General features: G+C 54.4%; 30 protein-coding genes and 1 riboswitch. Of the genes, 17 read left to right on the forward strand and 13 right to left on the reverse strand.

Annotated elements, in window-relative coordinates; translation table 11 throughout:
* Positions 1-5 precede the first annotated feature (5 nt).
* Genes BA6348_RS06830 through BA6348_RS06840 form a run of 3 tightly spaced genes read right to left on the reverse strand, consistent with a single transcriptional unit; the run spans position 6 to position 3,653 of the window.
* Positions 6-1,184: a Ger(x)C family spore germination protein gene (locus BA6348_RS06830; protein WP_122953389.1), complete on the reverse strand. Its 1,179-nt coding sequence runs from the start codon at positions 1,182-1,184 to the stop codon at positions 6-8.
* A complete protein-coding gene (locus BA6348_RS06835) occupies positions 1,181-2,563 on the reverse strand; it encodes a spore germination protein (protein ID WP_025845877.1) in 1,383 nt (460 codons plus the stop codon). Before BA6348_RS06835 ends, BA6348_RS06830 begins: the two co-directional genes overlap by 4 nt.
* Complete coding sequence (locus tag BA6348_RS06840; RefSeq protein WP_005835871.1) at positions 2,553-3,653, reverse strand: GerAB/ArcD/ProY family transporter; 1,101 nt, start codon at positions 3,651-3,653, stop codon at positions 2,553-2,555. Before BA6348_RS06840 ends, BA6348_RS06835 begins: the two co-directional genes overlap by 11 nt.
* Positions 3,654-3,797: 144 nt before the next feature.
* Here BA6348_RS06840 and BA6348_RS06845 point away from each other — a divergent pair, with 144 nt between their 5' ends.
* The 6 genes from BA6348_RS06845 (at position 3,798) to BA6348_RS26530 (ending at position 8,535) form a co-directional block, all read left to right on the forward strand.
* Positions 3,798-4,889 (forward strand): quinone-dependent dihydroorotate dehydrogenase, encoded by a 1,092-nt coding sequence (locus BA6348_RS06845; protein ID WP_005835873.1) that lies wholly within the window; start codon positions 3,798-3,800, stop codon positions 4,887-4,889.
* 154 nt (positions 4,890-5,043) lie between these two features.
* A riboswitch (cobalamin riboswitch) is annotated at positions 5,044-5,240 on the forward strand.
* 146 nt (positions 5,241-5,386) lie between these two features.
* Positions 5,387-6,151: an energy-coupling factor ABC transporter permease gene (locus BA6348_RS06850; protein ID WP_025846860.1), complete on the forward strand. Its 765-nt coding sequence runs from the start codon at positions 5,387-5,389 to the stop codon at positions 6,149-6,151.
* Complete coding sequence (locus tag BA6348_RS06855) at positions 6,148-6,432, forward strand: energy-coupling factor ABC transporter substrate-binding protein (RefSeq protein ID WP_005835876.1); 285 nt, start codon at positions 6,148-6,150, stop codon at positions 6,430-6,432. The genes BA6348_RS06850 and BA6348_RS06855 overlap by 4 nt, the downstream gene beginning before the upstream one ends.
* Positions 6,429-7,220 (forward strand): cobalt ECF transporter T component CbiQ, encoded by a 792-nt coding sequence (gene cbiQ / locus BA6348_RS06860; protein WP_122953390.1) that lies wholly within the window; start codon positions 6,429-6,431, stop codon positions 7,218-7,220. The genes BA6348_RS06855 and cbiQ overlap by 4 nt, the downstream gene beginning before the upstream one ends.
* Positions 7,221-7,224: 4 nt before the next feature.
* Positions 7,225-8,076 (forward strand): energy-coupling factor ABC transporter ATP-binding protein, encoded by an 852-nt coding sequence (locus tag BA6348_RS06865; RefSeq protein WP_025846863.1) that lies wholly within the window; start codon positions 7,225-7,227, stop codon positions 8,074-8,076.
* Between the two features lie 297 nt (positions 8,077-8,373).
* A complete protein-coding gene (locus BA6348_RS26530) occupies positions 8,374-8,535 on the forward strand; it encodes a hypothetical protein (protein WP_005835728.1) in 162 nt (53 codons plus the stop codon).
* 68 nt (positions 8,536-8,603) lie between these two features.
* On the opposite strand, the gene BA6348_RS06870 is transcribed toward BA6348_RS26530, so the two are convergent.
* Positions 8,604-9,754 (reverse strand): IS3 family transposase gene (locus tag BA6348_RS06870; RefSeq protein WP_369750415.1). Its coding sequence is split into 2 segments (ribosomal slippage): positions 8,604-9,496 and positions 9,496-9,754, totalling 1,152 coding nucleotides; the frame shifts between segments, so codons are not numbered across the junction.
* Between the two features lie 219 nt (positions 9,755-9,973).
* Positions 9,974-11,392: a type I glutamate--ammonia ligase gene (glnA, locus tag BA6348_RS06875; protein WP_005835723.1), complete on the reverse strand. Its 1,419-nt coding sequence runs from the start codon at positions 11,390-11,392 to the stop codon at positions 9,974-9,976.
* 225 nt (positions 11,393-11,617) lie between these two features.
* On the opposite strand from glnA, the gene BA6348_RS06880 reads away from it, so the two are divergent.
* From BA6348_RS06880 to BA6348_RS06890, 3 genes are read left to right on the forward strand one after another with little or no spacing between them, the layout of a single operon-like run.
* On the forward strand, positions 11,618-12,547 hold the full coding sequence (locus BA6348_RS06880; protein ID WP_026556995.1) for a ketopantoate reductase family protein: 930 nt from the start codon (positions 11,618-11,620) through the stop codon (positions 12,545-12,547).
* A 46-nt stretch (positions 12,548-12,593) separates the two neighbouring features.
* Complete coding sequence (locus BA6348_RS06885; RefSeq protein WP_007787421.1) at positions 12,594-13,529, forward strand: 4-hydroxy-3-methylbut-2-enyl diphosphate reductase; 936 nt, start codon at positions 12,594-12,596, stop codon at positions 13,527-13,529.
* Between the two features lie 9 nt (positions 13,530-13,538).
* On the forward strand, positions 13,539-14,759 hold the full coding sequence (locus tag BA6348_RS06890; RefSeq protein WP_025846280.1) for an MFS transporter: 1,221 nt from the start codon (positions 13,539-13,541) through the stop codon (positions 14,757-14,759).
* Here the strand turns inward: BA6348_RS06890 and BA6348_RS06895 are convergent.
* A complete protein-coding gene (locus tag BA6348_RS06895; protein ID WP_005835716.1) occupies positions 14,749-15,135 on the reverse strand; it encodes a cupredoxin domain-containing protein in 387 nt (128 codons plus the stop codon). The two genes, BA6348_RS06890 and BA6348_RS06895, sit on opposite strands and share 11 nt — an antisense overlap.
* Before the next feature lie 322 nt (positions 15,136-15,457).
* Between BA6348_RS06895 and BA6348_RS06900 the strand changes: the two genes are divergently transcribed.
* The 5 genes from BA6348_RS06900 (at position 15,458) to BA6348_RS06920 (ending at position 19,300) form a co-directional block, all read left to right on the forward strand.
* On the forward strand, positions 15,458-16,513 hold the full coding sequence (locus BA6348_RS06900; protein WP_005835715.1) for an LLM class flavin-dependent oxidoreductase: 1,056 nt from the start codon (positions 15,458-15,460) through the stop codon (positions 16,511-16,513).
* 60 nt (positions 16,514-16,573) lie between these two features.
* On the forward strand, positions 16,574-17,512 hold the full coding sequence (locus BA6348_RS06905; protein WP_025846279.1) for an ATP-grasp domain-containing protein: 939 nt from the start codon (positions 16,574-16,576) through the stop codon (positions 17,510-17,512).
* A gap of 210 nt (positions 17,513-17,722) precedes the next feature.
* Positions 17,723-18,070: a PadR family transcriptional regulator gene (locus BA6348_RS06910; RefSeq protein ID WP_005833681.1), complete on the forward strand. Its 348-nt coding sequence runs from the start codon at positions 17,723-17,725 to the stop codon at positions 18,068-18,070.
* Complete coding sequence (locus tag BA6348_RS06915; RefSeq protein ID WP_122953076.1) at positions 18,070-18,747, forward strand: permease prefix domain 1-containing protein; 678 nt, start codon at positions 18,070-18,072, stop codon at positions 18,745-18,747. Before BA6348_RS06910 ends, BA6348_RS06915 begins: the two co-directional genes overlap by 1 nt.
* Position 18,748: 1 nt before the next feature.
* Complete coding sequence (locus BA6348_RS06920; RefSeq protein WP_122953075.1) at positions 18,749-19,300, forward strand: DUF4825 domain-containing protein; 552 nt, start codon at positions 18,749-18,751, stop codon at positions 19,298-19,300.
* A 179-nt stretch (positions 19,301-19,479) separates the two neighbouring features.
* Here BA6348_RS06920 and BA6348_RS06925 read toward each other — a convergent pair whose 3' ends face one another.
* The 4 genes from BA6348_RS06925 to BA6348_RS06940 all read right to left on the reverse strand — a co-directional run bounded on the left by BA6348_RS06925 (position 19,480) and on the right by BA6348_RS06940 (position 22,410).
* Positions 19,480-20,007 carry a GNAT family N-acetyltransferase gene (locus tag BA6348_RS06925; protein ID WP_081414677.1) on the reverse strand — a complete coding sequence of 176 codons (528 nt, stop codon included), beginning with the start codon at positions 20,005-20,007 and terminating at the stop codon, positions 19,480-19,482.
* Between the two features lie 67 nt (positions 20,008-20,074).
* Entirely contained in the window at positions 20,075-21,082 is a 1,008-nt protein-coding gene (locus BA6348_RS06930) for an inorganic phosphate transporter (RefSeq protein ID WP_005833676.1), read from the reverse strand.
* A 19-nt stretch (positions 21,083-21,101) separates the two neighbouring features.
* On the reverse strand, positions 21,102-21,719 hold the full coding sequence (locus BA6348_RS06935; protein WP_005833675.1) for a DUF47 domain-containing protein: 618 nt from the start codon (positions 21,717-21,719) through the stop codon (positions 21,102-21,104).
* A 76-nt stretch (positions 21,720-21,795) separates the two neighbouring features.
* Positions 21,796-22,410, reverse strand: a complete 615-nt coding sequence (locus BA6348_RS06940) for a LysE/ArgO family amino acid transporter (RefSeq protein WP_005833673.1) — start codon at positions 22,408-22,410, stop codon at positions 21,796-21,798.
* Positions 22,411-22,554: 144 nt separating this feature from the next.
* Here BA6348_RS06940 and BA6348_RS06945 point away from each other — a divergent pair, with 144 nt between their 5' ends.
* Positions 22,555-24,003: an aminotransferase-like domain-containing protein gene (locus tag BA6348_RS06945; RefSeq protein WP_005833671.1), complete on the forward strand. Its 1,449-nt coding sequence runs from the start codon at positions 22,555-22,557 to the stop codon at positions 24,001-24,003.
* A gap of 50 nt (positions 24,004-24,053) precedes the next feature.
* Here BA6348_RS06945 and BA6348_RS06950 read toward each other — a convergent pair whose 3' ends face one another.
* Positions 24,054-24,386, reverse strand: a complete 333-nt coding sequence (locus BA6348_RS06950) for a hypothetical protein (RefSeq protein WP_005833669.1) — start codon at positions 24,384-24,386, stop codon at positions 24,054-24,056.
* A gap of 125 nt (positions 24,387-24,511) precedes the next feature.
* Between BA6348_RS06950 and BA6348_RS27645 the strand changes: the two genes are divergently transcribed.
* Together BA6348_RS27645 and BA6348_RS27955 are read left to right on the forward strand one after the other, a co-directional pair.
* Positions 24,512-25,483, forward strand: a complete 972-nt coding sequence (locus tag BA6348_RS27645; RefSeq protein ID WP_165328976.1) for a transposase — start codon at positions 24,512-24,514, stop codon at positions 25,481-25,483.
* A gap of 130 nt (positions 25,484-25,613) precedes the next feature.
* Entirely contained in the window at positions 25,614-25,703 is a 90-nt protein-coding gene (locus BA6348_RS27955; RefSeq protein ID WP_375371915.1) for a hypothetical protein, read from the forward strand.
* Between the two features lie 180 nt (positions 25,704-25,883).
* Here BA6348_RS27955 and BA6348_RS06965 read toward each other — a convergent pair whose 3' ends face one another.
* A complete protein-coding gene (locus BA6348_RS06965; RefSeq protein WP_005826671.1) occupies positions 25,884-26,216 on the reverse strand; it encodes a spore coat protein in 333 nt (110 codons plus the stop codon).
* Positions 26,217-26,231: 15 nt separating this feature from the next.
* Positions 26,232-26,540, reverse strand: coding sequence for a ferritin-like domain-containing protein (locus tag BA6348_RS06970; RefSeq protein ID WP_005826669.1), 309 nt, complete (start codon positions 26,538-26,540; stop codon positions 26,232-26,234).
* Between the last annotated feature and the right edge of the window lie 39 nt (positions 26,541-26,579).

Genomic DNA, 26,579 nt, shown 5'->3' on the forward strand with positions numbered 1-26,579 from the left:
GGCTGTTACTCGCGTCCGAGCGGGGACGGGTATTTGGTGGATTCCATTTTCATCTTGCCCGAGTCGCTCAAATGGACGTGGATTTGGATGCTGGCAATCGAGTCGCGCGTAGGCGCGGTGCGCTGCGCTTTTTCATACATTCGCCACGCCCGGTAGTCTTTTTTGAACAGCTCCCTTTCCAGTCCGTACAGATCGGTGCCTTTTTGCACCCCCTTCAAAAACGTTCCGCGGATTTGCTCACGCACTTGTTCCTCCGAGTTTTTTTGGATCTGCTCTGGACTGATCTCGGGGCTTATCAGCTCGCGAATGAAGCCGAGCAAATGGACGTGCAAATGGTAGCGCGGCATAGGCCCGGTCGTAACCGGGACGATTTTCAGCCCGACGTGCTTGATGCGGATCGTGGCTTTCGGGGTGTTGCCATCGCGGATGATGAGTCCGGCAAAGTCGGTATCCTCGTCCATCCAGCGCAGTCCCATCAGGTCCCGGCTCGGAAAATACCCTTTCCATGTGCCGCGGTGGAGCGCGTGTACCCCGTCTATGGTCAGCCGCGAAACATAGTGGTTGTTTTCTTTCCAGGAACGCTCGTAGATCGTGATGTTGGGCAGCAGCACCGTGTTCGATGGTTCCCAGAAATTGGCAATGAATCGGTAAAGCTGCATCGGCTCGATAAAGGAGCGCTGCTCGTAGACGTCCTTTGGCTGATGCAAGAGGGACGTCAGCGGGGAGAAGCCGGAAAGGGAATGGTTGCCAAGCACCTTGTCGATCGGCTCCCGCGTCCCGAACACCCATTTTGTATAGCGAATCAAGCCGTAGCGGTTCAAAATGTCATGCGTCGAAATAATGCCTTTTTGCAAGATGCGCTCGTGAACAACGAGGGACGACACAAACCCGAGAAACAGCGGAATCTGCGATTTTTTTTGCAGATTGTCAAACGCGGTCATCAGCGTCTTGCCTCTTCCGATGGAAATCGTGGCGGGAGGCGATTTCGGGGTGGCGCTCGTCTCCTGTTTGGCTACGCTTGCGAGGTCGACCGACTGGGCGTAAAGGACGTATTCGTTGTTGATAAAGTCAACGCCGAACGCGGACAAATAGCTCAAATCCTGAATCGATTTCTGGTCCCAGCAGCCGCTGAGGAGCGTGGTGGCCAAGAGCAGCAGCGCACAGGCGATTCGGGCGGCCTTCATTTGGCACCTCCGTTCCGCATCGGTTTTTTTCGGAAAAAGTAGATCAGCGGCCGGAACAAGACAAGGTACAGATTGGAGAGCACGTTCGACGAGCCCATCAACAAGTATGGTCTGCCGAACGAGGTCAAGGTGGACAAGTAATAAATAATCGCGATCATGCCAATGACGAACCCGTACATGCCGATCGTGGAGGACAGGATGAACACAATGAAGCGGGCGACCGTAACCGCGCCGCTGAGCGCCTGGTTGACCAGCGTGAAGGATGCGACGACAGTCAAGGAGCCTACGAACAGCATCGAGGGCGAAGTCAGTCCCGCGCGAATGGAAGCGTCCCCGATAATCAGCGCGCCGACAAGCGCCAGCGTCTGACCGACGTTTTTCGGCAGACGGGCTCCGGCCTCGCGCAGAAATTCAAAGATGAACAAAATCATGAACAGCTCCATGGGCGCGGAAAAAGGCAAGCCTTTTCGCCCTTGGGTGACAGTGGCGAGCAGTTGAAACGGGAACTGCTCCACGTTGTAGGCGGACAGGGCAATCCAAAACCCCGGGAGAAACGCTGCGATCCAAAACCCGCCGAGGCGCAGCAAGCGCTCCAGCCAGACGTAAACGATCGGATACTGGTCGTCCTCGGGAGATTTAATCAGCTCCAGCAGCGAGACGGGAGCAATCAGCGCCAGAGGCGAGCCGTCGACCATCACGATTACTTTTCCTTGCAGCAGCATGTAAATGGCGAAGTCGGGCCGCCCTGTGTAATCTACCAGAGGAAACAAGGAATTGCGGTTGTCGCTCAGCATTTTTTCCAAAAGAGCGCTGTTCAATATTTTTTTGTTGTCGCAGAAGAGCAGCCGGTCGCGCATCATCTCCACCAGGTCAGGCGGTGCGCTGTCGGTCATGTACATCAGCGCAATTCGGCTGCGAGAGCGTGTGCCGAGAATGAACGGCTCATAGGCGAGCGTGATCGTGCGCAGCCGCTTGCGGATGAGTGCCACATTGGTAGACAAGTCTTCCACGAAGCCGTCCCGCGGCCCTTTGATCGAAATCTCCGTGTTGGCTTCTTCCGTGCCCCGCTGCGGACGGTTGGAAATGTCCCAGGCAAAAGGCGGCGACCCTTTCAAAAAGATGAGCAAATCTCCCGAGAAGAGCCGCTCCGTCCACAGCTCAGGATTGGTGTAGAGCGGAATCAGCGGGAGCGAACGCAAGTCTCCGGCGGTCAGGCAGCGTTCCAATTGCGGCAAAGCCGTCTCTTGCAAATGCCGTACGTCGGCCAGACCTTCGCAGTACAGCATGAGAACCGACTGATCGTTGGGGGTGACTGTCCGCAAAAAGATGACATCCGCGCAATGCGTGAATTTTTCTCGCAGCTCTTCTTCAAGGGTCATGGCTCACATCCTCCAATCCGGTTGGTTTGCGCAGCGACAGCAGGAACAAGACGAGCGTGACAGCTACCATAACCAGCAAATAAAGCGGATAGTAAATCTTCGACAGAAACGTGACGAACTGCATGTCGTTGTAGGGGAGGCTGGTGAGAACGATCATGCTGGCGCCGAGGGCGAGCATGACGTACTTGCGCTGCTTTTTCGTTTTCAGGACCAGCAGCTCCCCGAGCAGCAGCAGGCAAAGCGTAATGCGGATAAACGAGCCGGACAGCCATTGAAAGATGGAAAAAAACTCCATGTTTTCGATGTCTTTTCCGATCGTCAAAAGCCGCCATTGTTCAAAGGCAGGAAAGCGCTGGCGCATCGACTCCACAGGCCCGAACTCGGCGATGGCTCCCGTCAGCGGGCTGAGCGTCAGGACCAAGGTAATGGCAATCATGACGATGTAGTGGATGAGCCGCAGCGGTTTGCGCACGTGATGCTGCAGCAACAGCAGCAGGAACAGCTCGGTAAAGCCACCCCCGACAAAAACCATGGCGTGCACGGTAGGGGCAATTCCGTTCTGGAACAGCGGCAAGAGCTGGGAGTAGTCTTTTTTCGGTACGTTGCCGAATGCGACGAACATGCCAAGCAAGGAGACAATGGGCAGCAATATGCCCGAAGTAATGCCGACTGAGGCAATGCCGCCGTAGGATGCGAGAACGCACAAGATCATCAGGGCAAGCGCAGTCACCCACTCGGGCGTCTGCGGCAAATAGTTGACGGTTGTCCACGTTTGGGTATCAACCAGATTGACGAGTGCCATCATGTACAGGCAGAGCATGATGGGGATGAGCAGCAGGAAGCGGACGGCTTTTCCGGACCGGAGCAAGAGCCAGTGGGACAACGACTGCTGTCCGATGCGGCTGTTGATGAAATAGAGCGCGTACGCCCAAACACAAAAGGGGATCATGCCAAAGATGACACTCAGCCAGGCATCGCGCCCGGCTTTGCTGAGCAGCAGGGGGATAAGGGTGACATGATTGGTGATTCCGATCGACAGCATCATCACCATGATCGCTTGGCCAATCCCGATTTTTCCGTCTGCTTTCATGAACCAACGTCCCCCCGACTTGGTGGTTTTGTTATGGTTTGTTTGCCCGGCTGGAAATATGTATCGCGTATAAAGGTTAGCCCACGATAAATAAAGTGTGGTATTCTACAATGAGGTAAAAATGGAGTAAGGAGTGCAGCCGGGATGTATAAGCTCATTAGGAAATATCTGTTCCAGATGGATACGGAAGAGATTCATGAAAGAACGGTTGATGCCCTGAAGCTGGTGGAAGATTCTGCTCCGGGAAAAAGCTTGCTGCGAATGATGTTTCAGGTGAAGGACGAGCGTCTTGCCACAAAGCTGTGGGGAATGACGTTTCCCAATCCGGTAGGGCTCGCCGCCGGTTTTGACAAAAATGCCGAAGTGTATCATGCACTGGGTGCGCTCGGGTTCGGGTTCGTGGAAGTCGGGACATTGACCCCGCAAGGACAGCCGGGCAATCCGCGGCCGCGCCTGTTTCGCCTGCCTGAGCACGAGGCGATCATCAACCGGATGGGCTTCAACAACCACGGTGCTTATTTGGCTTCGCAGCACCTGGTCGATTACGCGTATTCCGATGTTCCGATCGGGATCAACATTGGCAAAAACAAAGTCACTCCCAATGAGGAAGCGGCTTCTGACTATATCAAATGCCTGGACATGCTCTATTCGTACGGCCATTATTTCGTCATTAATATCAGCTCTCCGAATACGCCCAATCTTCGCGATTTGCAGGAAACCGAGAGCATGCGGCTGCTGGTGCGGGCGGTGCGCGAAAAAGCGGCGGAAATGGAAGCGCGCGGCATTCAGAAAAAGCCGATTCTGCTCAAAGTAGCCCCCGACATGTCCGACGAGCACATGCGCGATGTCGTGCAAGGAGCGGTGGAAGAGGGCATTTCCGGCATTATTGCCACCAATACGACCTTGTCGCGTGAAGCCGTTCAAGGGCATCACTATGCCGAGGAAGCGGGAGGACTGAGCGGAAAACCGCTGACAGAGCGTTCGACTGCCTGGGTAAAAGAAATTTACCAGGAAGTGGGCGACAAGGTGCCGATCATTGGCGTAGGGGGCATTTTCACGGGGGAAGATGCGTACGCGAAAATCCGGGCGGGCGCAAGTCTCGTGCAAGTGTACACCGGAATGATTTATCAAGGCCCGGGCATCTCCAAGCAAATCAACAAAAAGCTTTTGCAACTGTTGAAGCGCGACGGCTTTTCCCACATCAGCGAAGCGGTCGGCGTGGACGCCAGGTCGTAAGCATAAAAAAGAAGCGGATGCAACAAAGACCGATGACTCCCGGAATGGCGGGGCATCGGTTTTTTTACGCAGTTATACTCCGCTGATTATATTCTTCCGCTTTTTCCCTTGATTCTGTATAATAATGTGGGACAAGCAAGAACTATCTAACAATTGCATATCGTCGGCGATAGGTGCCTTTATGTGCAAGCCGCATAAAGGGTAACAGGGAATCGGGTGAAAGTCCCGAGCGGTCCCGCCACTGTAATCAGGGAGTTCTCTTTGAGATAGAGCCACTCATATTCATATGGGGAAGGACAAAGAGCGCGATGAGCTGAAAGCCAGGAGACCTACCTACTTGCCACACCCAGGAATACCTTCGCGGAAAGGAGCGGTGAATACGAAGCAATAGGACTGTGCCAACGGTCTGTTGTTTTTGTGCGCATACCTCGTCTGCTAGCGGATGAGGTTTTTTTGTTGGTGAAAAAAGAAAGAACAGCAAAGGAGGAGGAAATGTCTTGAATCGATCCCGTTTCGTTTCGACCTGTCTGTTGATTGCAGGCTTTGTCCTTTATTTTCTCGTAAATGAACCGCAGACGTCCCACGCGATGCACATCATGGAAGGGTATTTGCCGCTGGGCTGGGCGCTGTTTTGGTGGGTAGTATTTATTCCATTTTTTATTTTCGGCATTCGTTCCTTGAACAAAATCGTCAAGGAGCATCCGCAAATGAAGCTGCTGATCGGCGTATCCGGCGCGTTTGCCTTTGTGTTGTCTGCGCTGAAAATTCCTTCGGTGACGGGCAGCAGCTCGCACCCGACGGGAACCGGGCTTGGCGCGATCATGTTTGGCCCGTGGGTCATGTCCGTGCTCGGCAGCCTGGTGCTGCTGTTCCAGGCGCTGCTTTTGGCGCATGGAGGGCTGACGACGCTTGGAGCCAATGCGGTGTCCATGGCAGTAGTAGGGCCGATGGTAGCTTACGGCGTCTATCGCCTGATCGTGCGCGGAAACGGCGGACAGCGTTTGGCCGTATTCGCTGCTGCTGCGCTCGCAGACTTGGCTACTTATGTCGTGACCTCCGTGCAGTTGGCTTTGGCTTTCCCGGCTGAATCCGGCGGCGTTATGGCATCGTTCGCGAAATTCGCAGGAATTTTTGCCATCACCCAGGTTCCGTTGGCGATCAGCGAAGGGCTTTTGACCGTGCTCGTCTGGAACTGGCTGCAGTCTTACAATGCAAAAGAGCTGGCGCAACTTCGCCTGCTGAAACGGGAGGAATCGCTGTGAAAAAAGGGATGAACTGGCTGCTGCTCCTGGGCGTAGTCTTGCTGGCGGTTGTGCCGTTGCTGTTGGTGCAGGATTCGGAGTTCGGGGGAGCAGATGGAGCGGCTGAGGAAGCGATCAAGGAAATCGCCCCTGCTTACGAGCCGTGGTTCGAGCCGTTGCTTGAACCGCCAGGTGGCGAGACAGAGAGCTTGCTGTTCGCGGTGCAAGCGGCGCTCGGGGCGGGCGTTGTCGGCTATGCCGTGGGATTGTACAAGGGCCGGCTGGATAAGCATAAAAAATGAATTGGCAGCAGCTTGATTCGCTTTCCTATCAAAACCGGCTGCGATTTTTGCCGCCTGAGCACAAGCTCCTGTTTGCGGGCGTGCTGATTTTGCTCGTTTTGACGGGACATGAATGGTTGCAGATGGCGATTTGTCTATGGATGGGAGTATGGGTAATGGTGTATGCCCGTATTCCCGTCCGTTTCTATTTCGGATTTTTCATCTTGTCCCTGTCGTTTTTTGTCCTGGGGCTTCCGGCGCTGTTGCTGGAAGCAGTAAGAGCGGATGCAGGGGCGGTCGTCCAGGCAGTTGCGGCGTGGAAGATCGGGCCGTATCTGGTCTACGTTCCGGCAAGCGCGCTCGACAAGGTGTGGCTGCTTTTTTGGCGGACGATGGCCAGCCTCGCCTGCTTTGCTTTTGTCTTGTTTACCGTGCCGTTTGCCGAGATTTTGCAAGTGCTGCGCAAGCTGAAACTTCCGGTCATCGTGACGGATTTGCTCATGATTACGTACCGTTTTATTTTCGTGCTGCTCGGCGTCTCTCATCAACTGTGGATTGCCCAGCGCGCGCGCGGAGGCCATCGCGGGTTCCGGGCGATGCTGCGGGATGCGAGCGGACTGGCCGCGCAGTTGTTCGTCAGGTCCATGCGCAAGTACGATGCGCTGTACAAAGGGATGGCAGCGAGAGGCTTCGGGGAAAGCCTGCAGGTGCTTTCCTTGCACACTCATTCTCGCTCCGGCCGATATGAAGCAGAGTCAATCGCAGGCTGTATTTTGCTGATTTTGCTGGAGTGGTGGACAGGAGGGTAATGCTTTGACATCATGGCTGTTGGAATTTGTTGATTTGCACTACGCCTATCCAGGCGGCCGTGGCCCTGTCCTGAAAGGGTTGTCCCTGGGCATTCCGGAGGGGAAAAAATGCGCCTTGCTCGGGCGAAACGGCTGCGGCAAGTCCACCTTGTTTTTGCACGGGAACGGCATCATCCAGCCGCAGCAAGGGCAAGTGCTGTGGCGAGGAACGCCCCTCAGCTACAAACGCGCTGCCTTGCAAGAGATGACGCAAAAAGTCGGGCTGGTCTTCCAGGACCCGGAGCATCAGTTGATCGCCAGCACGGTCGCCGAGGATATTTCCTACGGGCTGTGCAACCGGAACTTGCCCGCCGACGTAATCCGCGAGAAAGTGCGGGCTGTCCTGGACGCGTTTGGCATGACAGAGCTGGCGGACGTTCCGATTCACCACCTCAGCCTGGGACAAAAGCGGCGTCTCGCCCTTGCCGGGGTCATGGTGCTTGCGCCGGAGCTGCTGCTGTTGGATGAGCCTACGGCCTACCTCGACCGTTACCAGACCAAAAATTTGCTGCGCGAGCTGGATGCCATTCACCAAAACGGCACGACCGTGCTGATGGCGACCCACGATATGGACATCGCTTTCGAATGGGCGGAGTGGATTTGCGTCATGGATGAAGGCCGGCTGATTTTTGCCGGAGAGCCCCAGGAGGCGCTGGCGCGAAGAGAAATGCTGGAAAGCCTGCATTTGGGCATGCCGCTGATCGCCGAGCTGTGGGATGCGTTGCCGCCTGAATGGAGGCGGGAGGCGGGCGAACGGATTCCGTGTTCGCTGGAGGAATTAAAAACACGGCTGGCCGGACAGGTGATGGTCCGGTAGATAAGGTACAGGCAAGCGGTCGTCTCGGCGGCCGCTTTTTTGCGTGCCAAACGTTGCGCGGTTTTGGGCAAAAGGAAAGGAGGCCGGCTGCTGTGCCTGTGGTCGGTCTGACGTTTTGGATGACCGCTTTTGCTTGGCGCTGTCTCATTCGCTTCAATGGGGCTTTTCCTGCCTGCCGGATAACGGGGATTGCGCTGATTGGTGGCGAACGCCGTGTATGGGTGGTTTCCGAGCGCCGTGCATGGCCGCTGTTTTTTTGGGGCATCTTAACCTCAAAATTCCTCTGGAGGTATCGCGATGGAACACGATTCCTTGAGCTCAGGGCTTGCTGGCGTGGAGCAAAAAGAATTCCCCGGCAAAGTCAAAGACCAGCTCATGTTCAATGTCCTGGAAAAAGAAATGACCAACGAAGAACAGGAAAAAAAGGCGAAAGACGAGTATTTGACAGGAAAGTCGTAGCCCGCGCCAAAAGCCCTTCTCGGCCTGGTCATAGCCCCGTCAAGTAGACACTAAAAAAAGACGCTATCTTAAGCGGCGATCGATTCCCGGTATTGGACTGGGGAGAGGTCGCCGAGTTTTTTCTGGAACCGTTCTGTATTGTAGAATTCGATGTATTCAGCGATCAGTTTGCGAGCGTGAGCTATATCTCTTGGTTTCTCCAGATACAACTTTTCCGTCTTCAGGTGTGAAAAAAACGATTCAACACAAGCGTTGTCGAAGCAGTTCCCCCGTCTGGAATGGCTTCCGGTTAGCCCTTGTTCTTGCAACAGATTTGCGTATGTCTTGGTAGTGTACTGGAATCCTTGGTCGGAGTGCAGGATCGCATCTCCATTACCCAGTTGCTTCACCGTAGACAGCACAAGATCAAGATCGTTTCTCTCCGACACTTCCCAAGCAACCGTTTCGTTATTATACAGATCCAGGACCACGGACAGATAAATGAAGTCATCGACGACTCGAATATAGGTAATATCGGTTACATATTTCTTTCTAGCCTCGTCCGCAGCGAACTGGCGATTAAGGACATTGTTGAACACGATGGAGGGCTTGCGGCCGGCAAATGGACGCTTTTTGCGGATCACTGAGCGGATGCCCAATTCTCGCATCAGTCGGCGAACTTTCTTCGTATTTACTTGTAGTCCCTCTTTGCGTAGAGCCGTGCGCATTCGTTTATACCCAAAGTATGGGCGAATGCGGTGAATTGCCAGTATATGTTCCTTTAGGTCGGCATCCTGCTCCACACGTACCTTACGAACCTTCTCCGTCGCCTTCCACTTGTAGTAGCCCGCCCGGGAGACCTCCGCTATTTCGCATAGCATGACCACAGCGTACTTGCGACTCATTTCTTCGATCGTCCTAAACCGGGTTTGCTTATCCAACTTCCCTCCCCGTGTAGATTTGGATTGAGCTTTTTTAGGTATTCGACCTGCGCTTTCAAGTAGTTGTTCTCTTCCTCTAGACTGCTGAAATACTTCTTGATCCATCGCCCTCTATAGTCTTCAAACGTTTCACCGTTTTGCCGTTTCTGTACCCACTCCCGAATCTGCGTCTTACTTTTAATGCCTAATTTCTCCATTATCATTGGGTAGCTCCAATGCTCCTCAACCCGCAAACGTACTGCTTCGCTCTTCGTTGCTTCGTCATATTGCTGCTGTTTTTGCCCTTTACGTGGCGGCATAAGAAAATCCCCTCCGGTCAACAGTGTTGATCTCATCATACCATGAGGTCTTTTTTCACTGTCTACCATGAGGGGATAATACCAAAACGGGAAGGGCTAAGTTGTTTTATGGGTAAAACCTGTGCCTTTTTGTGTAAATTATCACCGAAGTGTCCCTATTTTGAGGAATCAAGGGTGAAAAACCAGCGTAATTAACGGGCTATTTTGTATGAACAAATCTTACAGATCGTAGTACAACTCAAACTCTTTCGGATTCACCGTGCGCTCTACTTGTTGAATATCCGCGCGCTTCAGGGCGATCCAGCTTTCGATGACTTCCTTGTTGAAGACGTCGCCTTCGAGCAGGAAAGCGTGGTCTTGTTCGAGGGCAGTCAAGGCTTCCTCCAGGGAGCCAGGAGCGCGCTTGATTTCATGCTTTTCTGCGTCGGACAGGTCGTAGATGTTGCGATCCAGCGGGCCGTAGCCGAGTTCGCGCGGGTCGAGCTTGCGCTTGATGCCGTCCAGGCCAGCCATCAGCATGGCAGCGAAGGCCAGGTATGGGTTGGCGGTGGAGTCTGGCGTGCGGAATTCGATCCGGGACGCTTTTGGCGTTACCGCGGCGACTGGAATCCGTACGGCGGCAGAGCGGTTTCCTTTGGAGAAGACCAGGTTAACAGGCGCTTCGTAGCCAGGAACCAGACGCTTGAACGAGTTGGTGCTCGGGTTGGTCAGCGCGATCAAGGCTGGGGCGTGGTGCAAAATGCCGCCGATGTAGTAGAGCGCTGTCTCGCTCAGGTTGGCGTAGCCGCCTTGCTCGTAGAACAGCGGAGTGTCGCCGTTGAACAAGCTTTGGTGGACGTGCATGCCGGAACCGTTGTCGCCGACGATTGGCTTGGGCATGAAGGTCGCTGTTTTGCCGTGCTTCGCTGCTACGTTGCGCACGATGTATTTGAACAAGAGCAGGTTGTCAGCCGTGCGAGTCAACGTGTCGAAGCGGAAGTTGATCTCGCCTTGGCCGGCGGTCGCCACTTCGTGGTGATGACGCTCTACATGCAGGCCGGCTTTGGTCATCAGAGTGCACATTTCGTTGCGGATGTCCATTTGCGAGTCAGTTGGCTGTACCGGGAAGTAGCCGCCTTTGTTGCGCACTTTGTAGCCCAGGTTTTGCCCTTCTTTTCCGGTGTTCCAGAACGCTTCCTCCGAGTCGATGTGGAAGAACGAACCGGATGGGCCGGAGTCGTAGCGCACGCTGTCGAACAGGAAAAATTCCGATTCCGGGCCGAAGTAGGCGGCCGTAGCCAGTCCGGTTTGTTGCAGATACGCCTCTGCTTTGAGGGCAATGCCGCGTGGATCGCGGGTGTATGTGGTGTTGTCCGGATTGACAATGTTACAGATGATGTTCATCGTTTTCGCTTCGACAAACGGATCGATGAAAGCGGAGGAAGGATCAGGCATCGCGACCATGTCGCTCTCTTCGATGGATTTGTAGCCGATGAGGCTGGAGCCGTCGAAGGCGACGCCGTTACGGAAAGTGCCTTCGTCTACTGCGTAAGCAGGAACCGTAACATGGTGCTGGCGGCCAAGCAAATCGACAATGCGGAAGTCCACATATTCCACTTTTTCTGCATCAATGGTGGACAAGACAGTTTTCATATCCAAAACAACCCACTCCATTCGCGAAATATTTTCGTATTTGAATATTTATTGTTCGTGTTTTCGTGAATTTCTATATTTCGAATTATAGCTATAACAGACAATGTTCGTCAAGAGGTTTTCTTACTTAAAATGTTAGTTTTTCTAACATGATATTGCGGGGTTTAGAATTTGGTTCCGTTTTTGTAGAATATAGACGAACTATTATGAATAAACGCGGAGGCGATCATGATGAAGGTACTGGTACTGGGGGCAGGAGGAATCGGAGGTTATTTTGGCGGCCGACTGGCAGAGTCGGGTGTGGATGTAACGTTTCTGGTGCGTGAACGTAGATACAAGCAACTGCAGGAGCGAGGCTTGCGGGTGCTGAGCATCCATGGCGACCTGCACCTGGAGCGTCCGCAGATGATTCAGGCGGGCGAGGCGGCAGGGTCGTTCGACGTCGTCCTTTTGTCCAACAAAGCGTACACGCTCGCAGAGAGCATGGATGCGATTGCCCCTTATGTCGGAGACGACACGATCGTGATTCCGCTGTTGAACGGGATGGCTCACATGGAGCCGCTACGGGATCGCTTTGGACGCGAACGGGTGCTTGGCGGCCTTTGTTTCATTGAAACGACGTTAAACGCAGAAGGCGACGTCGTGCAGACAAGTCCGATTCACGATGCGGTGTTCGGCGAGTGGGAAGGCGGAAAAAGCGAGCGCGTAGAGCGGCTGGAGCAAGCTTTTTCCAAAATCAATGGAACGATGCGGGCGAGCAACAACATCCAGCGCGAGGCTTGGCACAAATATTTGTTCATCGCGACGTTCTCCGGAATTACGACGCTCATGAACTCGGCTGTCGGTCCGATTCGCGAGTCCGCCTATGGCGTGGAGCTGACCAGACAGTTGGCGGAGGAGATCGTGTCCGTCATGCAGGCACTGGAAGCGCCGATCAAGCCGGATATCGTGGAAAAGCAAATGGAAACGTTCCAAAACCAGCGCCCGCAAGCGAAATCGTCCATGCTGCGCGACATGGAAAAAGGACTCCCGGTCGAAGCCGACCACCTGCAAGGCTACCTGTTAAAGCACGCCGAACAAAAAGGCTTGTCCACGCCGCTCCTGAAAGTTGTCTACAATAATCTGAAGGTTTACGAACAGAAGCGGGCAGCAGGCAAATAAGGTATAATAGTGGGCGAACGTCATTAGAAATTTAGGAGGGGTACAGATGGAAGTCATCAAGATTTCCCCCCGCGGATATTGCTACGGTGTTGTCGATGCCATGGTTTTGGCGCTGCGTACAGCGCAAAACTTTGACCTTCCCCGCCCGATTCACATTTTGGGCATGATCGTACACAATGCCCACGTCGTCGAGGCGTTTGAAAAACAAGGCATTAAAACATTGGATGGAGAAGATCGGCTGGCGCTTTTGGACCAGGTGAACGAAGGAACCGTCATCTTCACCGCCCATGGCGTCTCTCCGGAGGTGCGGAAAAAAGCGCGGGACAAAGGCTTGACCGTTGTCGATGCGACCTGCCCGGACGTGACGAAGACGCACGACCTGATCCGCGAAAAAATTGCGGATGGCTACCATGTGATCTACATCGGGAAAAAAGGGCATCCGGAGCCGGAGGGGGCAGTCGGCATCGCGCCGGACCGCGTGCATCTCGTGCAAAAGCTGGAAGAGCTGGACGCGCTCGACATCCCGACCGACAAGCTGATTGTCACTAACCAGACTACGATGAGCCAGTGGGATGTCAAACATTTAATGGATGCCATCCTGCACCGTTTCCCTGGGGTAGAGGTGCACAACGAAATTTGCCTGGCTACCCAAGTGCGCCAGGAAGCAGTCGCGACGCAGGCGGGCGAGGCAGACCTGTGTATTGTCGTGGGCGATCCGCGCAGCAACAACTCCAACCGTCTGGCGCAGGTGTCGGAAGAGATCGCGAATGTGCCGTCCTATCGGATTGCGGATTTGTCCGAGCTCGACATCGAGTGGCTGCGCGGAAAGAAAAACGTTGCGGTGACGTCGGGCGCTTCCACGCCAACTCCTTTGACCAAAGAAGTGATTACCTTCCTGGAGCAATTCGATGAGTTCAACCCGGCTACATGGGAGAAGAAACGAACCGTCGACATGGAGAAAATATTGCCGAGGGTGAAATAGGAGAACGATATGCCAGGATCACATTCCGGTATGGGACTTTCGGGCGCTGGCGGAAGATACTTCAGTCTTTGCGCCCTTTATCTTTTTGTTTACTACGGGTTTGGTGCGTTTTCTCCGCTGATTACGCAGTACTACAACTCGATTTCGCTCACGGGCACCCAGATCGGCTTGATTAGCGCAGTCGCTCCCATCGTTTCGATTGTCGCCCAGCCGATGTGGGGGCTGTTTTGTGACCGCTTTCAAATTCGCAAAACTGTCTTGATTCTGACGCTTGTCGCTTCGGGACTGGCCGGACTTTTCTTCGTCGGCGTGTCCAGCTTCGCCTTTGTTTTCCTGCTCTATTTGATCCTCTCATTTTTTCAGAGCGCCGTCATTCCGATTTCGGACAGTCTGGCTTTGGGCTACGCGAAAAAAAACGGCCTGCAATTCGGCGACATCCGGCTGTGGGGAGCGGTTGGCTTTGCGCTCGCCGCCTTTGTGACAGGGCTTCTCGTCGAACAGTGGGGGCCATCCGTGCTGTTTTACTCCTACTGTCTCGCGCTGTTGATCGCCATGCTGTTTTTGCTGCGGGTGCCGGACGAGTCCGAGGAGACGTCGCGCTTTCGCGTCGGCATGCTGGCTGGCATGCGGGATTTGCTGCGGCTTCCGCGCTACCTGCTGTTTTTGCTGGCGTCCTTTTGCGTGCTTGGCGCGGTGAACGCGAACAACATCTGGTTTTCCTTGTTTTATCAGGAGATTGGCGGCACGGTGGCGGGAGTGGGGCTGGCTTTTCTGCTGTTTGCAGGCAGTGAAGCGCCGTTTATGAAGCTGGCAGGCGTTTTCGTGCGGAGGTGGGGCCTGGAGCTGACGCTGCTGCTCGCTGCTGTGTGCGGGGCGGCGCGCTGGCTCTGGTACAGTTCGGCACCCAGCACGACGTTCGTTATCGCCATGTTTTTCATTCAAGGCATCTCGGTAGGTTTTTACTTGGCGACGGCTGCCCAGTTTGTGCGCGAAAATACGCCCGCCTCCCTGCAGGTGACGGCGCTGGCCATCTTCTTTTCGGTAGGAGGCGGGCTGGGGACGATGCTGTGCAATCTCGTGGCTGGCTGGATCAAAGATTCGTATTCTACGCTAGGCATCTATTTGTTTTTTGGCATCATCACGGTAATCGGGATCATTCCGCTTGTTTTGATTACGTATGGGCCGTGGAAGCAAGCGGCTCCCGACGACAAAGTCGAGGCTACTCAATGACAAGCATGCCTTGGTAGCCGCTCTCCGGGTAGCCGGGGGCGTCCGAGACAAAGAAAAACCGCCCTTTTTTATCGGCAGAAAACTGCAGCATCGTAGACTGCGTCGGCTTCAGCTCTGTCGAGGACAGGTTCAGATCGCGAATGGAGAGATTGTGCGGGCGCGTATCCGCGTTGACGATCATTAACGAGACGCGCTCGCCTGCCCGCGCCGTTAGCTGGTTGGGCAAAAAGCCGGCGCTGGAGATCGTGACGGTGTGCGACCGCGTAGTGGCGGCGTAGGAAGTATGCAAGCGCTGGTGATGCGTCCAAAGCAGCGTTAATGTTACGGCCAGTGCGATGAGGGGATAGCGAAGCTGCCGGAACCATTGACGAGACATTTGCAAATCAGCTCCTTTGCGGCAATAACATGATGAAGTTACTATTATCCTGTCCCCACTCTGTGAACAGTAAACACATTTTTCCTCATCGACAGACGATGGGCATTCCCGAACTCTTGCTGGAAGATTTTCTCCTGGCGGGAGTTTTTTCATGTTGGCATGCGTGCAACAAAAGGCGTGGCGGGGGAGAAATTTTCCAAGCGGCAAATACGCGCTCACTTTGCCAATTCTCCGTATTGAAATATCCGTACTTTTGTAGTAGGATTACTTTGCTTTTATAGTGCGCAACACGATTCCCGCACGTGCAAAGGAGTAGAGAACGATGAAATACGGCTTTTGGCTCCCGATCTTTGGCGGTTGGCTTCGCAATGTGGAAGATGAACAAATGCCGCCTACCTTTGATTACGCAAAACAAGTCATCCAGTCAGCGGAGAAGTGGGGATTCGATACGACGCTCATCGCCGAGCTGTACTTGAACGACATCAAAGGCCCGGAACAAGACTCGCTCGAAGCGTGGTCGACAGCAGCGGCACTGGCAGCCGTGACGGAAAAAATCGAGATCATGACCGCTGTGCGCCCTGGTTTTCACAACCCGGCCGTTACGGCAAAAATGGCGGCAAACATCGACCACATCAGCAACGGACGCTTTACCTTGAACGTCGTCTCGGCCTGGTGGGAGGAAGAAGCCCGGCAATACGGCGGCATTTTTACCGAGCACGACGAGCGCTACGAGAGAACGCTGGAATTTTTGGACGTTTTAAAAGGGTTGTGGACGCAGGAAACGTTCAGCTATGACGGAAAATTTTATCAAATTCGCGAAGCCAAACTTGCGCCAAAACCAGTGCAAAAGCCGAATCCGGTATTGTACGCGGGCGGGGAAAGCGAGCGTGGCAAGCAGGTGATTTCCGCAGCGTGCGATGCTTATGTCATGCACGGAGGCACCGTAGAGGAAATCGAGCGAAAAATCAACGACATGAAACAGCGTCGCCAGGCGACGGGACAAGCGCCGTTTGCAGCGTTTGGCATGGCGGCCTACGTCATTTGCCGCGCGACGGATGAAGAGGCGCAGGAGGAGCTGGCGCGCATCACCGACGTGAAAGAATCGAGCGGCTATGCAGGCTATCAGGACTTTATCAATAAATCCCAGTTGGAAACACAGATTCAATTGCGGGACTATTCCGTCTCCAACCGCGGCTTGCGCCCGAATCTGGTCGGCACGCCGGAGCATATCGCCAAGACGATTCTCGCCTACGAACAAGCGGGCATTGATCTTCTGCTGCTGCAATTTTCGCCGCAACTGGAGGAAATGGAGCGGTTTGCCAAAGAAGTCATGCCGCTGGTAGAGAGCTTGCGCGAAGCGAGCCACAGCCTTTCGTAAGCCATCCGTTCCGGTCACAGCGATGAGCGGGCAGTCTGACAGAAAAGAGGAGATTTTTCGATGAAAAAGATTTACGTCATCCATGAAAACAGCGAGTGGACCGTGCATTTGACCAAACGTTTGCAAGAGCTGGGACTGCCGTATGAGGAATGGCATCTGGACGAGGGCGCTGTCGATTTGACGGCAGAGCCGCCGAATGGCGTTTTTTACAGCCGCATGAGCGCTTCCTCCCACACCCGCGATCATCGCTATGCGCCGGAGCTGACGGCAGCGGTTCTGAACTGGCTGGAAAGCCACGGGCGCAAGGTGTTCAACGGCACGAGCGCGCTTCGGCTGGAAGTGAGCAAGGTGGCGCAATACCTCGCGCTTGGCGAGTTCGGAATTCGCACGCCGAAGACGATCGCCACCGTCGGGCGCAAGCAACTGATAAATGCGGCACAGTCGTTTGCAAGCCAGCCGTTCATCACCAAGCATAACCGAGCAGGAAAAGGCTTGGGCGTACAGTTGTTCCATTCGCAGGAAGCGTTGGCGGCTTATGTGAACGGCCCGGATTTTGACGAGCCGGTAGACGGCATTACGCTGATCCAGGAGTACATCCAGGCGCCGGAGCCGTACATTACCCGCTGTGAGTTCGTGGGCGGCCGCTTCATTTATGCGGTGAAGGTCGATACGTCGGAAGGCTTCGAACTGTGCCCGGCAGATGCGTGCCAGATCGGCGACCTGTTCTGCCCGGTGGGCGAGGAAGTGCCTGCGAAGCCGAAGTTCCAGGTGATCGAAGGCTTTGCGGATCCGATTATTCAGCAGTACGAGCGCTTTTTGACGGCGAACAAAATCCAGGTCGCAGGCATCGAGTTCATCCGCAACCGCGACGGGGAAATTTTCACCTATGACATCAACACGAATACGAACTACAACTCGGACGCCGAAGCGGCTTCGGGAATTTACGGCATGCTGGAAGTAGCCAAATTCCTCGGACGCGAGCTGGCGGCGATCGAATAGCAGCATACAGGCAGACAGACGGCAAAAGCTCTCTTGCAAAAGAGGGCTTTTTTGTTTTGCGCACGGGCACAGCAGCACAGCTTCCGGCGTTATCGGTCCAGTGCGCCTGGGCGGCGGCGGGCGCTCAAGCATGCGTGCCATACTTCTTCATACACATTACTTTGTCATGCGTAGTAATATGTGTTATGCTGTACATGCGAGGTGAACCGGATGGGCGACAAAAGCATCAGCAGCGACATTATTCGCGGGCATATTGATGCGATCATTTTGCGGGTGCTGTGCGAAAAAGACAGCTACGGCTACGAGATCATCAAAACGATTTTCAAAAACAGCGGTGAACAATACGAGCTGAAAGAGCCTTCCTTGTACACGAGCCTGAAAAGGTTGGAGGCGCAAAAGCTGATCGTGTCGTACTGGGGCGATGAGAGCCAGGGCGGAAGGCGCAAATATTATCAGGTGACCGAGGCAGGAAGAGCGGCGTATGCCAGTGCGCTCGCGTCCTGGAAGGTTGCCAGGCAATTAATCGATCAGCTTATCGAAAGGCGGGAGGAAGCGTAATGCATAGTCTGCAAATCCATGTGGAAAAGCTGTTCGCCAAGTACAAAAGCAGCAGGCAAATCGAAGAGCTGAAGTGGGAAGTGCTGAGCAATCTGGAGGCGCGAGTGGCGGATCTGGTCGCAGACGGGATGCCGCTGGAACAGGCGGTGAAAAAGGCGACAGACCAGCTTCCCTCGGTCGATTCGCTCGTCGGGGAAAGCCGGTCGGTCTACGTCCTTGCTTTTTGGCAAGAGCTGCTGCAGCGGGCCCTGCTCTACACTTTGGTAGCCTGGATTGCGACGATGCCGCTGCGCATTTGGGGGATGGGCATTTCGGTAAACCACGGCTTGTTGGTACTGTGTTTGCTCGAAGGAATCGTCTACGCCGTCTTGCTCCGGAGCAAGCGCCTGTCCGCTGCCGCAAAAAAGAGCGAGCTGAATTTGCGCACGGCGTTTCTGTTGCGCAAAATCGGGTGGTCGCTGTGGGCGCTGTATATGGCGGTTTCTTTCGCGTACACGACAGCGATTCACTTTGCCAGCCATATATGGTTCGCCAGAGCGGTCAGCCTGTCAGGGCCTTACCAGTTTGCCACGGTAGCGGTAGAGTACGTGCTGCCCGCCGTGTCGATCATCGTGCCGCTTTTGCTGCACGCGCTGCCAGAAGCGATCATGAAATGCGAAGCGAGAGAGGAGGAGTGACGTGCAAAATAAGCTGATTTTGTTGCTCGCCTTGCTCGGGATTGGCCTGTTTGCTGTCATTCAAGGCTGGATTCTCCCGAAAAAGGAGCTTGCTGCCGAGCAGTACCTCGCTGACCAGCAAAGCCCGCTGACGCACGATCTGCAAACGATTTTGCCGTACAAAAACAAGTACATGGGCGATGTTTCCAACCTGAATCTGTTCAACCATCTGCCGTTGAAAGACTTGAAACGGTCGTATCAGTTGCGCTCCGACGAATTTGCCATAGAAGTTCATTACGAAGCCGACGAGCTGCGCGAGGATGAAAAAGCGATCCGGCAGATGCTGCTCTACAATTCGGTCGCCGCCTTCGCCTTGATCGACAATTTGCAGACGATTGACTACCGGTTTTTGGACCGGACGCTGACTGTCACTCGCTCCCGGATTCAGCAACTGTTCGGGGACGATCTGGCAGCGCTTTTGACGACGGAAAAATGGCGCGCAAACGTGCAGCAGAAATGGCAGGATGCCCGGTTTTTGCAAGAAGGCGTGAAGGCGCTGGAGGAAAAGCAGTAGGAGGCCAAAGCCAAAAGGCGCATCTTCTCTGGTCGACCGCCTCTTCGCCCAATACCAGCGGGAGATGAAACACGGTCGGCGACGAGGGGACATGGCCGTGAAGTAGAAAAGCCTTTTCCCGTCTACGCTCTGCGCAAAGCAGTTGCGATGAAGGGAAAAGGCTTTTTTGTACGCTTTTTTCAGCCAGAAAAAGCAGGCGAATAACGCACCGTGCCATGAACCCCGTCCAGGCTGCCGGGCGCAAGCTCCAGCGCCATAAACAGCTCGTCGGGAATCTCGAACGGAGCGCGGATGCCCCAATGAGAGGCGGGGCGGAAGCCGAATTTGGGATAGTAGCGCTCATGTCCGAGCACGACAAGCGCTTTGTAGCCGAGCGCTCGGGCGGCATTGATCGAATGGTTGATGAGTGCCGCCCCGATGCCTTTTCCCTGATGAGAGGGGAGTACGGAGACGGGGGCGAGAGCAAGCGCCTCGTCAAAGGAGCCGCCATCGTGCTCGATCTTGATTTTGCTCAGCAGCAGATGGCCGACGATGCGGCCGTTCTCTTCGAAAACGAGCGAGAGCGCAGGCACGAACTCGGCTGATTCCCGCAGGCGCTTGACGAGCAAATGCTCCGTTTGATCGCAGAAAGGCTGGCCAGCAAACGCTGCTTGCACCACCTGCTCGGTCGTATGGTAGTCTTGCGGTTCTTCTGTGCGAATGGTCATGAACAATCCTCCGCTGTATTCAGGTTTTCGTCCATTATATACCAGAGAGGGTTACAATCGCCTTCGCTCAAAAAAACAAACTCAACATGTAGTAGAGCGCCGCTGAAATCAGTGCGGAGATCGGCAGTGTAATAAACCAGGTGATGATGATCCGTTTGGCGACGCCCCAATTGACGCCCTTCAGCCGTTTCGCTGCGCCGACCCCCATAATCCCCGAGGAAATCACGTGTGTCGAGCTGACCGGAAGCCCCAACTGCGTAAATGTAAAAATGATCGTGGAGGAGCTTAAATCAGCGGTAGCGCCGTTGATCGGCTCGATTTTCGTAATTTTGCCGCCGACCGTCTTGATGATCTTCCAGCCGCCGACAGACGTTCCCAGCCCCATGGAAATCGCGCAAATAAGCTGGACCCAAAACGGAATCGACGCGGTATCCGCATGCAAATCGGCAGCCACCAGGGCGAAGACGATGATCCCCATTGCTTTTTGCGCGTCGTTGGTGCCGTGGGTAAAAGATTGCAGGGCGGCGGTGAGAATCTGGAAGTAGCGAAAGCCCCGGTTTACTTTGGCGGGCGGTATCTGGATGCTGCGGAACAGGGCGTAGACCAGCTTCATGAGCAGAAAAGCAGCCACAAGCGCGATGATCGGCGACAAAATCAGCGCCTCGAAAATTTCCAAAAAGCCGTTCCAGTTGATTTGCGAAACGCCAGCCGAGGCGAAAACGGCACCTACGACGGAACCGATGAGCGCATGGGACGAACTGCTCGGAATGCCGTACCACCAGGTGACCAGATTCCAGAAAATCGCCGCGACCAAGGCAGCCAGCACGATCAGCACGCCGTATTCCAGCTTGGCGGGATCGGCAATCTTTCCCCCGATTGTTTTGGCGACTCCTGTAAAAGCAAGCGCGCCGACGAAGTTCATGATCGCGGCCAGGGCGATGGCGGTTTTCGGCGGCAAAGCTTTGGTCGAGACTGTGGTGGCGATGGCATTGGCTGTATCGTGAAAGCCGTTGATGAAGTCAAAGGAAACGGCCAGAACAATGACAGCGATCACAAGAGGCAGGCTAGTGTGCATGGAAGGGAGCCTCCTTCGTTTATGTATTGCTCATAATCACCGTCTCCATCGCATCGGCGACGTCCTCGCAATGATCCATGACATCCTCAAGCACATCGTAAATTTCCTTGAACTGCATGATGTGAATCGGATCGCTCGTCGACTTGAAAAGCCGCCGGATGCTTTCCCGCACCAGCTCATCGCCGGCGCTTTCCAGATCGTTGATGCGAATGATGTACTCCTTCATGCCGGGCAGCTTTTGTTTTTGCAACAGTTCAATCGCGAACAAAATTTGCTGGGTCGCATCCTCAATCAGTTGGCCGAATTTGACCATCGTCTCATCCGGCTCCATGATGTCGTACATGTACAGGCGAGCGGCACACCCCTCCAGGCCGTCCAGCACATCATCCAGCTTGACGGCCAGATTCAGCACGTCCTCGCGTTCAATCGCGGAAATAAACGTTTTGTTGATCCGGACGATGATCTCGTGAATCAGTTTGTCGCCTTTTGACTCATACTCTTTCATTTCCTCGGAAAAGCGTTTTAGCGTATCCAGCGACTTGATTTTATACTTATTGAAATAAATGGCCGAGTCGTACACGTTTTTGGCGATGGCGTATAACTCATCCAGCAGGGCGTCCGATTTGGTAAAAAGCATAAAAAGACCTCCACATAGGAATCCGACTAGGGATATTTTAAGTGGAGGCGTGAGCATTTATGCACTTTTCGCAGAGCTAGGCAAAATATAGCTGGCTTGCCATGTAGGCGGCGACTCCCCACATGATGAGCGCAGAGACGATGTTGAGGCTGCGCAGCAAGGACCCTGACCGATCCAGCTTGCCCATGATTCTGCCTGCCACGGACAAGCCGAAAAACCAGAGGCAGGAGACGAGGATGCAGGCGATGGTGAAGCCCCATTTTTCTGCTCCCGCATAGCTGAGCGAGCTGGTCCCGATGACCCCGATTGTGTCGAGGATCGCGTGCGGATTGAGCAAAGAGACGGAAGCGGCGAACATCATCTGCTTTTTGGCGGAAAAGCTTGCTTTTTCCCCGTTATCCAGGCTTGGTCGGCTGCTCCAGGTCAGGTAGCCCATGTACAGCAAAAAACAAACCCCGATGACGTACAAGACGGTTTTCAGCCAGGCAACAGTCAAGACGACCAGCGAAACGCCGAGGACGGCGAGCAAAATCAGGAGCGCATCACAGGCGGCTGCCGTCAGGACGACGGGAGCAGCTCTCCACAGCGTAGGCTGTGCGGCCCCTTGGTTGAATACAAACACGTTTTGCGCACCCAGCGGCAAAATCAGCCCGAAGGCGAGCACAAACCCGTGCAAAATGGCTTCCAGCACAATTCCTTCCTCCTTTTACGATAGAAGCAAACAAAATAATGGCGCTATGGACATTATTCATGAGGAAGGGCAGAATGTCTCCAGCCAATTGGTTTACTCCTGGACCAACCAATTTGTACAATAGAGCAAAGGAGAGGGGAACGGATGCTGACGATTGACTGGAAGCCGGACAAATCCGGTGACATGCCTGTTTACGCGCAAATTGTCGCGTACATCAAAGGAAAAATTGCCGGAGGGGAGTGGCCGGTCAACAGCAAGCTGCCTACACAGCGCGCATTGGCTGCTGCCTTCGAGGTGAACCGCAGCACGGTTGTGACTGCATTGGAGGAGCTGAAAGCGGAAGGGCTGATCGAATCGACGGTCGGGAGCGGTTCGGTCATCTGCAACAACACATGGTCGCTGTTGACGACCACACCGCCGCCGGATTGGCTGGGCTATGTGCGGGCGGGCACGCACCTGCCCAATTCGCCGACGATCCAGGACATTAACCGTTATGAGCCAAACCCGCGCTTCATCCGCCTGGGTACAGGAGAGCTTTCGCCCGCGCTGATCCCGACGGCGGAGATGGAGGAAGTGCTTGGCGACCTGCGGGGAAAAATGATTCAGCTCGGCTACTCCGAGCCGAAGGGGCTTTTGCCGCTGCGCGAGGCGATCAGCGCTCACCTGCGCACGCGAGGGGTCGAAGCTTCCCCGGCGTCCATTTTGGTTGTATCCGGTGCGTTGCAGGCTTTGCAGTTGATCTCGCTCGGGATTTTGCACCGTGGCTCGACGATTTTGCTGGAGCAGCCCTCGTACTTGTTTTCGCTGCCGTTATTCCAGTCGTCAGGGATGAGGCTGGCTGGCGTAGCAATGGATGGGGAAGGGATAGCGCCTGCCTCTGTCGTCCGGCAGAAGCAGCTTCATAACGGAGCGCTGCTCTATACGATCCCGGCTTTTCACAATCCGACCGGGATTTTGATGAGCGAACAGCGCAGGCGGCAGCTCATGGCCGTATGCGAACAGGAGCGGCTGCCTGTCCTGGAGGACGATGTGTACGGCGAGCTGTGGCTGGACGAGCCGGGGCCAGCGCCGCTCAAGGCGAGCGATCAGAGCGGGTTGGTGCTCTACCTTGGCAGCTTGTCGAAAACGCTTAGCCCGGGCCTGCGAATCGGCTGGATCGTCGGGCCGCAGCCTGTGATTGAACGGCTGGCCGATGTGAAAATGCAGATTGACTACGGGTCCAGCGCCCTCTCGCAATGGGCGGCGACAGAATGGCTGACGAGCGGGCGCTATCAACGTCACCTCGAACGAATCCGCACGGCGCTCAAGGAGAGAAGAGGGCGGATGGGCGAGCTTCTCGAACGTTGGTTTTCCGACTTGGCCGACTGGCAGATGCCGCAGGGCGGCTTTTACATCTGGCTGCGTCTGCGCCAGCCCGTGTCGATGCGCAAGCTGTTTACGCAGGCGCTGGCAGAAGGCGTCCTGCTCAATCCCGGTTTCGTGTACGACCAGACGGACAGCCAACATCTGCGCTTGTCGTATGCGTATGCGGCAGACGACGAGTTGGAGCGGGCGTTGTTTGCGGTCGCCCGGCTCTTGCGGGGCAAAGGATGAAGGCGAGGTGACAGGCTGTTTGCGAAAAGCACAAAGCGCAAAGCTGCCAGTTACCAGGGTAGCCAACTGGCTTTTGCCGTCTTGCATTTCAACACGCCGGACAGCAAATACAGCAAGGAGGCAATGAGGAAAAAGAAAAATTTGTCTGCATTCATGGACAAGTACAGGCAAAGCGGCAAAGAGACGACAAAGGAAAGCAGAATGACGGGCGGCTTAACAAAGGAAGCAACCAAGCCGAGCAACGCCGGAAGCCCGAGGCAAAGAAACGTCAACACAGAACTGGGGGACTTTTCAGAAAGCAAAACGTACCACAGAACAAGGGAGCCTGCAGAAGCGAGCAGGCCGCAAAGCAAAGAGAGCCAAAACCAAAAACGGTTTTTCACTTGAATCCCTCCTTCTCCAATAAATTAGATTCATCACCATAACCCGTGCTAGACATTGAAAAAACGCAGATGTTCCTTTATCGTGGGAGTTGTCGAGACAACCACTGAAAAGGAGGAAATCTGCGTTGTGCCTTGATTTTAGCACAGACTTTATCAGACTTCCATCATTCCATCTCACACATTGGGAAAAAACAAAGGAAACGGATTGGATCGCTGTTCTGGAACCGCATTCTGCCTGTCATCTTTGTCCGATCTGTCTCCGAGCCAGTACCAACCATGCCCGTCCTGGACGGCGTATTCTTCGTCATCGTTTCGTTCCTGCTTGGGGGACCGTCTGGGTATCCGTTCCCGTGTATCGCCAGCGCTGTGCGAGTTGTGGGCTTACATGGACAGTGGAATGGAACGGTATCCCGCCTCGAGGATTGGTCACCTCTGCTTTTCAAGAGATGGCGGTGGATATGTGCCGCGGCCGGGATTTGCTCTCTGTTGCCAAGCAATTGAGTGCGGCCTACTCGACACTTGAACGCTGGTACTACCAACTGGCCCCCCAACGCCTTGCTCAACCAAAAGAACATGAAGCTCCTGAAGTGGTCTGTCTGGATGAGTTTGCGTTGCAAAAAGGACATAAGTACGGCGTGAACCTCATGGATGCTCAAACCGGTCATATCTGGCAAGTCACAGAAGGACGTTCACGTGAACAGGTACGAAACGCCCTGCAGCAATGGCCCTTTCGTAAGGCTCCCCATGTAGTTGTCACGGATTTGGCTCCAGGAATGGCTGAAACAGTACGCCAGGTCTGGAAGCATACCCTTGTGGTAGCAGATAAATTTCACGTGATCCAGCTTTTCTCGAAAGCGTTGGAAGCTACCCGAAAACGCACTCATGCTCGTGGAACACATCGTCGGGGCAGACATGAGCAACGCCTGCTCCATACGATCCCTGACAAGCTGAAGCCCGAAGAGCTTCAGGAACTGAAGATTTGGTTAGCAGAAGATCCACACCTCAAACGACTCTACTTTGCGCTTCAAGACATAAGAACCGTGTATGCCGTTCAAAACCCAAGAGACAGGCGAGGAAGCACTTCAGAAATGGATTGACGACCATCTCTATTCTCCGACTCCTGCGGTTCGTTCCATTGCCAAAACGATTGTCCAGTGGCGAGAGCCCATTTAGAATGATTTCTCCTTTCGGGTAACGAATGCCAAGATTGAAGGGACACACAACAAAGTGAGGGTAATCAAACGAAGAGCCTACGGCTACCGCAATCTAGAGAGATTCAAGATTCGCATTAGACTGGAGTGTAAACCGGCTACATAACTACGAAAAACTGCGATAGAGGGAGATCAAGCACGTTTTACGGTGAAGAGCTAAAAATTATACAATTTGGAAAAAGAAGTAAAAAGCCCCTCCACAAGAAAACGCCGCAAGCACAACAAACAGCCCCGGCCCGAATGGGAATCGGACCAGGGCTGCATCACCCATGCTGGAAAAGCCAAACTATTGATACGGAAACTGACTGGAGTAGCCGGAGAACTGCTGGTAAGCTTGCTGCAGCTTTTGCTGTTCCTCCGCTTCGAGCTTGTACCAGCCTTTTTGGAACATGAGGTTGAACGTATCGCGCGCCGACTGGTGCGTCTCGTTCAACAGTTGCAGCATGTCGCTGTACAGTTGCTGGTGGCTCATCTCGCGCACCGCGACGTTCAGGCTGTCGGTGACGTATTTGCAGGTCGCCAGACAATCGTTGAGAAAATCGCGGTCATTCATTTGCGGCCCTTTGATTTGCGGCAACTGTCCGGATTGCGGGTTTGCGATCTGGTTTTGGTTTGGCATCCTTGTTCTCCTCCCTTACTGCATCTGTTGTTGCTGTTGTTGGGATTGGGTCTGCGGCAAGGTCGCCATGACGGCTGTGTTGTTGTTTTGCAGGTGGGAGAGCAGCTTTTCGTAGTGCTGCTGGTGCATGCGGCCCGTTTTCTCCAGACATTGCTTCACGTCCGGGTCTGTGGCTTGCTGGGCAAAGAAATGCAGCTTTTTAAAGGCGAGCAGCTCCCAGGACAACGCATCTTTCAGGTAGCTCAAGTCTTTGGTCGTGATGACTTTGGGCGGCTCGGGAATCGGCGCTTGTTGAAAAGGCGTGGAAGACATGATGGATGGCATCTGATTGCTCCTTTCATGTGTGATACACGTATAGGATGG

This window comes from Brevibacillus agri (assembly GCF_004117055.1).
GTDB lineage: Bacteria > Bacillota > Bacilli > Brevibacillales > Brevibacillaceae > Brevibacillus > Brevibacillus agri.

Bases quoted from the DNA above. Each gene is read 5' to 3' on its own strand.
- BA6348_RS06830 (WP_122953389.1), bottom strand. From the start codon at position 1,184: ATGAAGGCCGCCCGAATCGCCTGTGCGCTGCTGCTCTTGGCCACCACG.
- BA6348_RS06835 (WP_025845877.1), bottom strand. From the start codon at position 2,563: ATGACCCTTGAAGAAGAGCTGCGAGAAAAATTCACGCATTGCGCGGAT.
- BA6348_RS06840 (WP_005835871.1), bottom strand. From the start codon at position 3,653: ATGAAAGCAGACGGAAAAATCGGGATTGGCCAAGCGATCATGGTGATG.
- BA6348_RS06845 (WP_005835873.1), top strand. From the start codon at position 3,798: ATGTATAAGCTCATTAGGAAATATCTGTTCCAGATGGATACGGAAGAG.
- cbiQ (WP_122953390.1), top strand. From the start codon at position 6,429: ATGAATTGGCAGCAGCTTGATTCGCTTTCCTATCAAAACCGGCTGCGA.
- BA6348_RS26530 (WP_005835728.1), top strand. From the start codon at position 8,374: ATGGAACACGATTCCTTGAGCTCAGGGCTTGCTGGCGTGGAGCAAAAA.
- BA6348_RS06880 (WP_026556995.1), top strand. From the start codon at position 11,618: ATGAAGGTACTGGTACTGGGGGCAGGAGGAATCGGAGGTTATTTTGGC.
- BA6348_RS06885 (WP_007787421.1), top strand. From the start codon at position 12,594: ATGGAAGTCATCAAGATTTCCCCCCGCGGATATTGCTACGGTGTTGTC.
- BA6348_RS06890 (WP_025846280.1), top strand. From the start codon at position 13,539: ATGCCAGGATCACATTCCGGTATGGGACTTTCGGGCGCTGGCGGAAGA.
- BA6348_RS06895 (WP_005835716.1), bottom strand. From the start codon at position 15,135: ATGTCTCGTCAATGGTTCCGGCAGCTTCGCTATCCCCTCATCGCACTG.
- BA6348_RS06900 (WP_005835715.1), top strand. From the start codon at position 15,458: ATGAAATACGGCTTTTGGCTCCCGATCTTTGGCGGTTGGCTTCGCAAT.
- BA6348_RS06905 (WP_025846279.1), top strand. From the start codon at position 16,574: ATGAAAAAGATTTACGTCATCCATGAAAACAGCGAGTGGACCGTGCAT.
- BA6348_RS06910 (WP_005833681.1), top strand. From the start codon at position 17,723: ATGGGCGACAAAAGCATCAGCAGCGACATTATTCGCGGGCATATTGAT.
- BA6348_RS06915 (WP_122953076.1), top strand. From the start codon at position 18,070: ATGCATAGTCTGCAAATCCATGTGGAAAAGCTGTTCGCCAAGTACAAA.
- BA6348_RS06925 (WP_081414677.1), bottom strand. From the start codon at position 20,007: ATGACCATTCGCACAGAAGAACCGCAAGACTACCATACGACCGAGCAG.
- BA6348_RS06930 (WP_005833676.1), bottom strand. From the start codon at position 21,082: ATGCACACTAGCCTGCCTCTTGTGATCGCTGTCATTGTTCTGGCCGTT.
- BA6348_RS06935 (WP_005833675.1), bottom strand. From the start codon at position 21,719: ATGCTTTTTACCAAATCGGACGCCCTGCTGGATGAGTTATACGCCATC.
- BA6348_RS06945 (WP_005833671.1), top strand. From the start codon at position 22,555: ATGCTGACGATTGACTGGAAGCCGGACAAATCCGGTGACATGCCTGTT.
- BA6348_RS06965 (WP_005826671.1), bottom strand. From the start codon at position 26,216: ATGCCAAACCAAAACCAGATCGCAAACCCGCAATCCGGACAGTTGCCG.
- BA6348_RS06970 (WP_005826669.1), bottom strand. From the start codon at position 26,540: ATGCCATCCATCATGTCTTCCACGCCTTTTCAACAAGCGCCGATTCCC.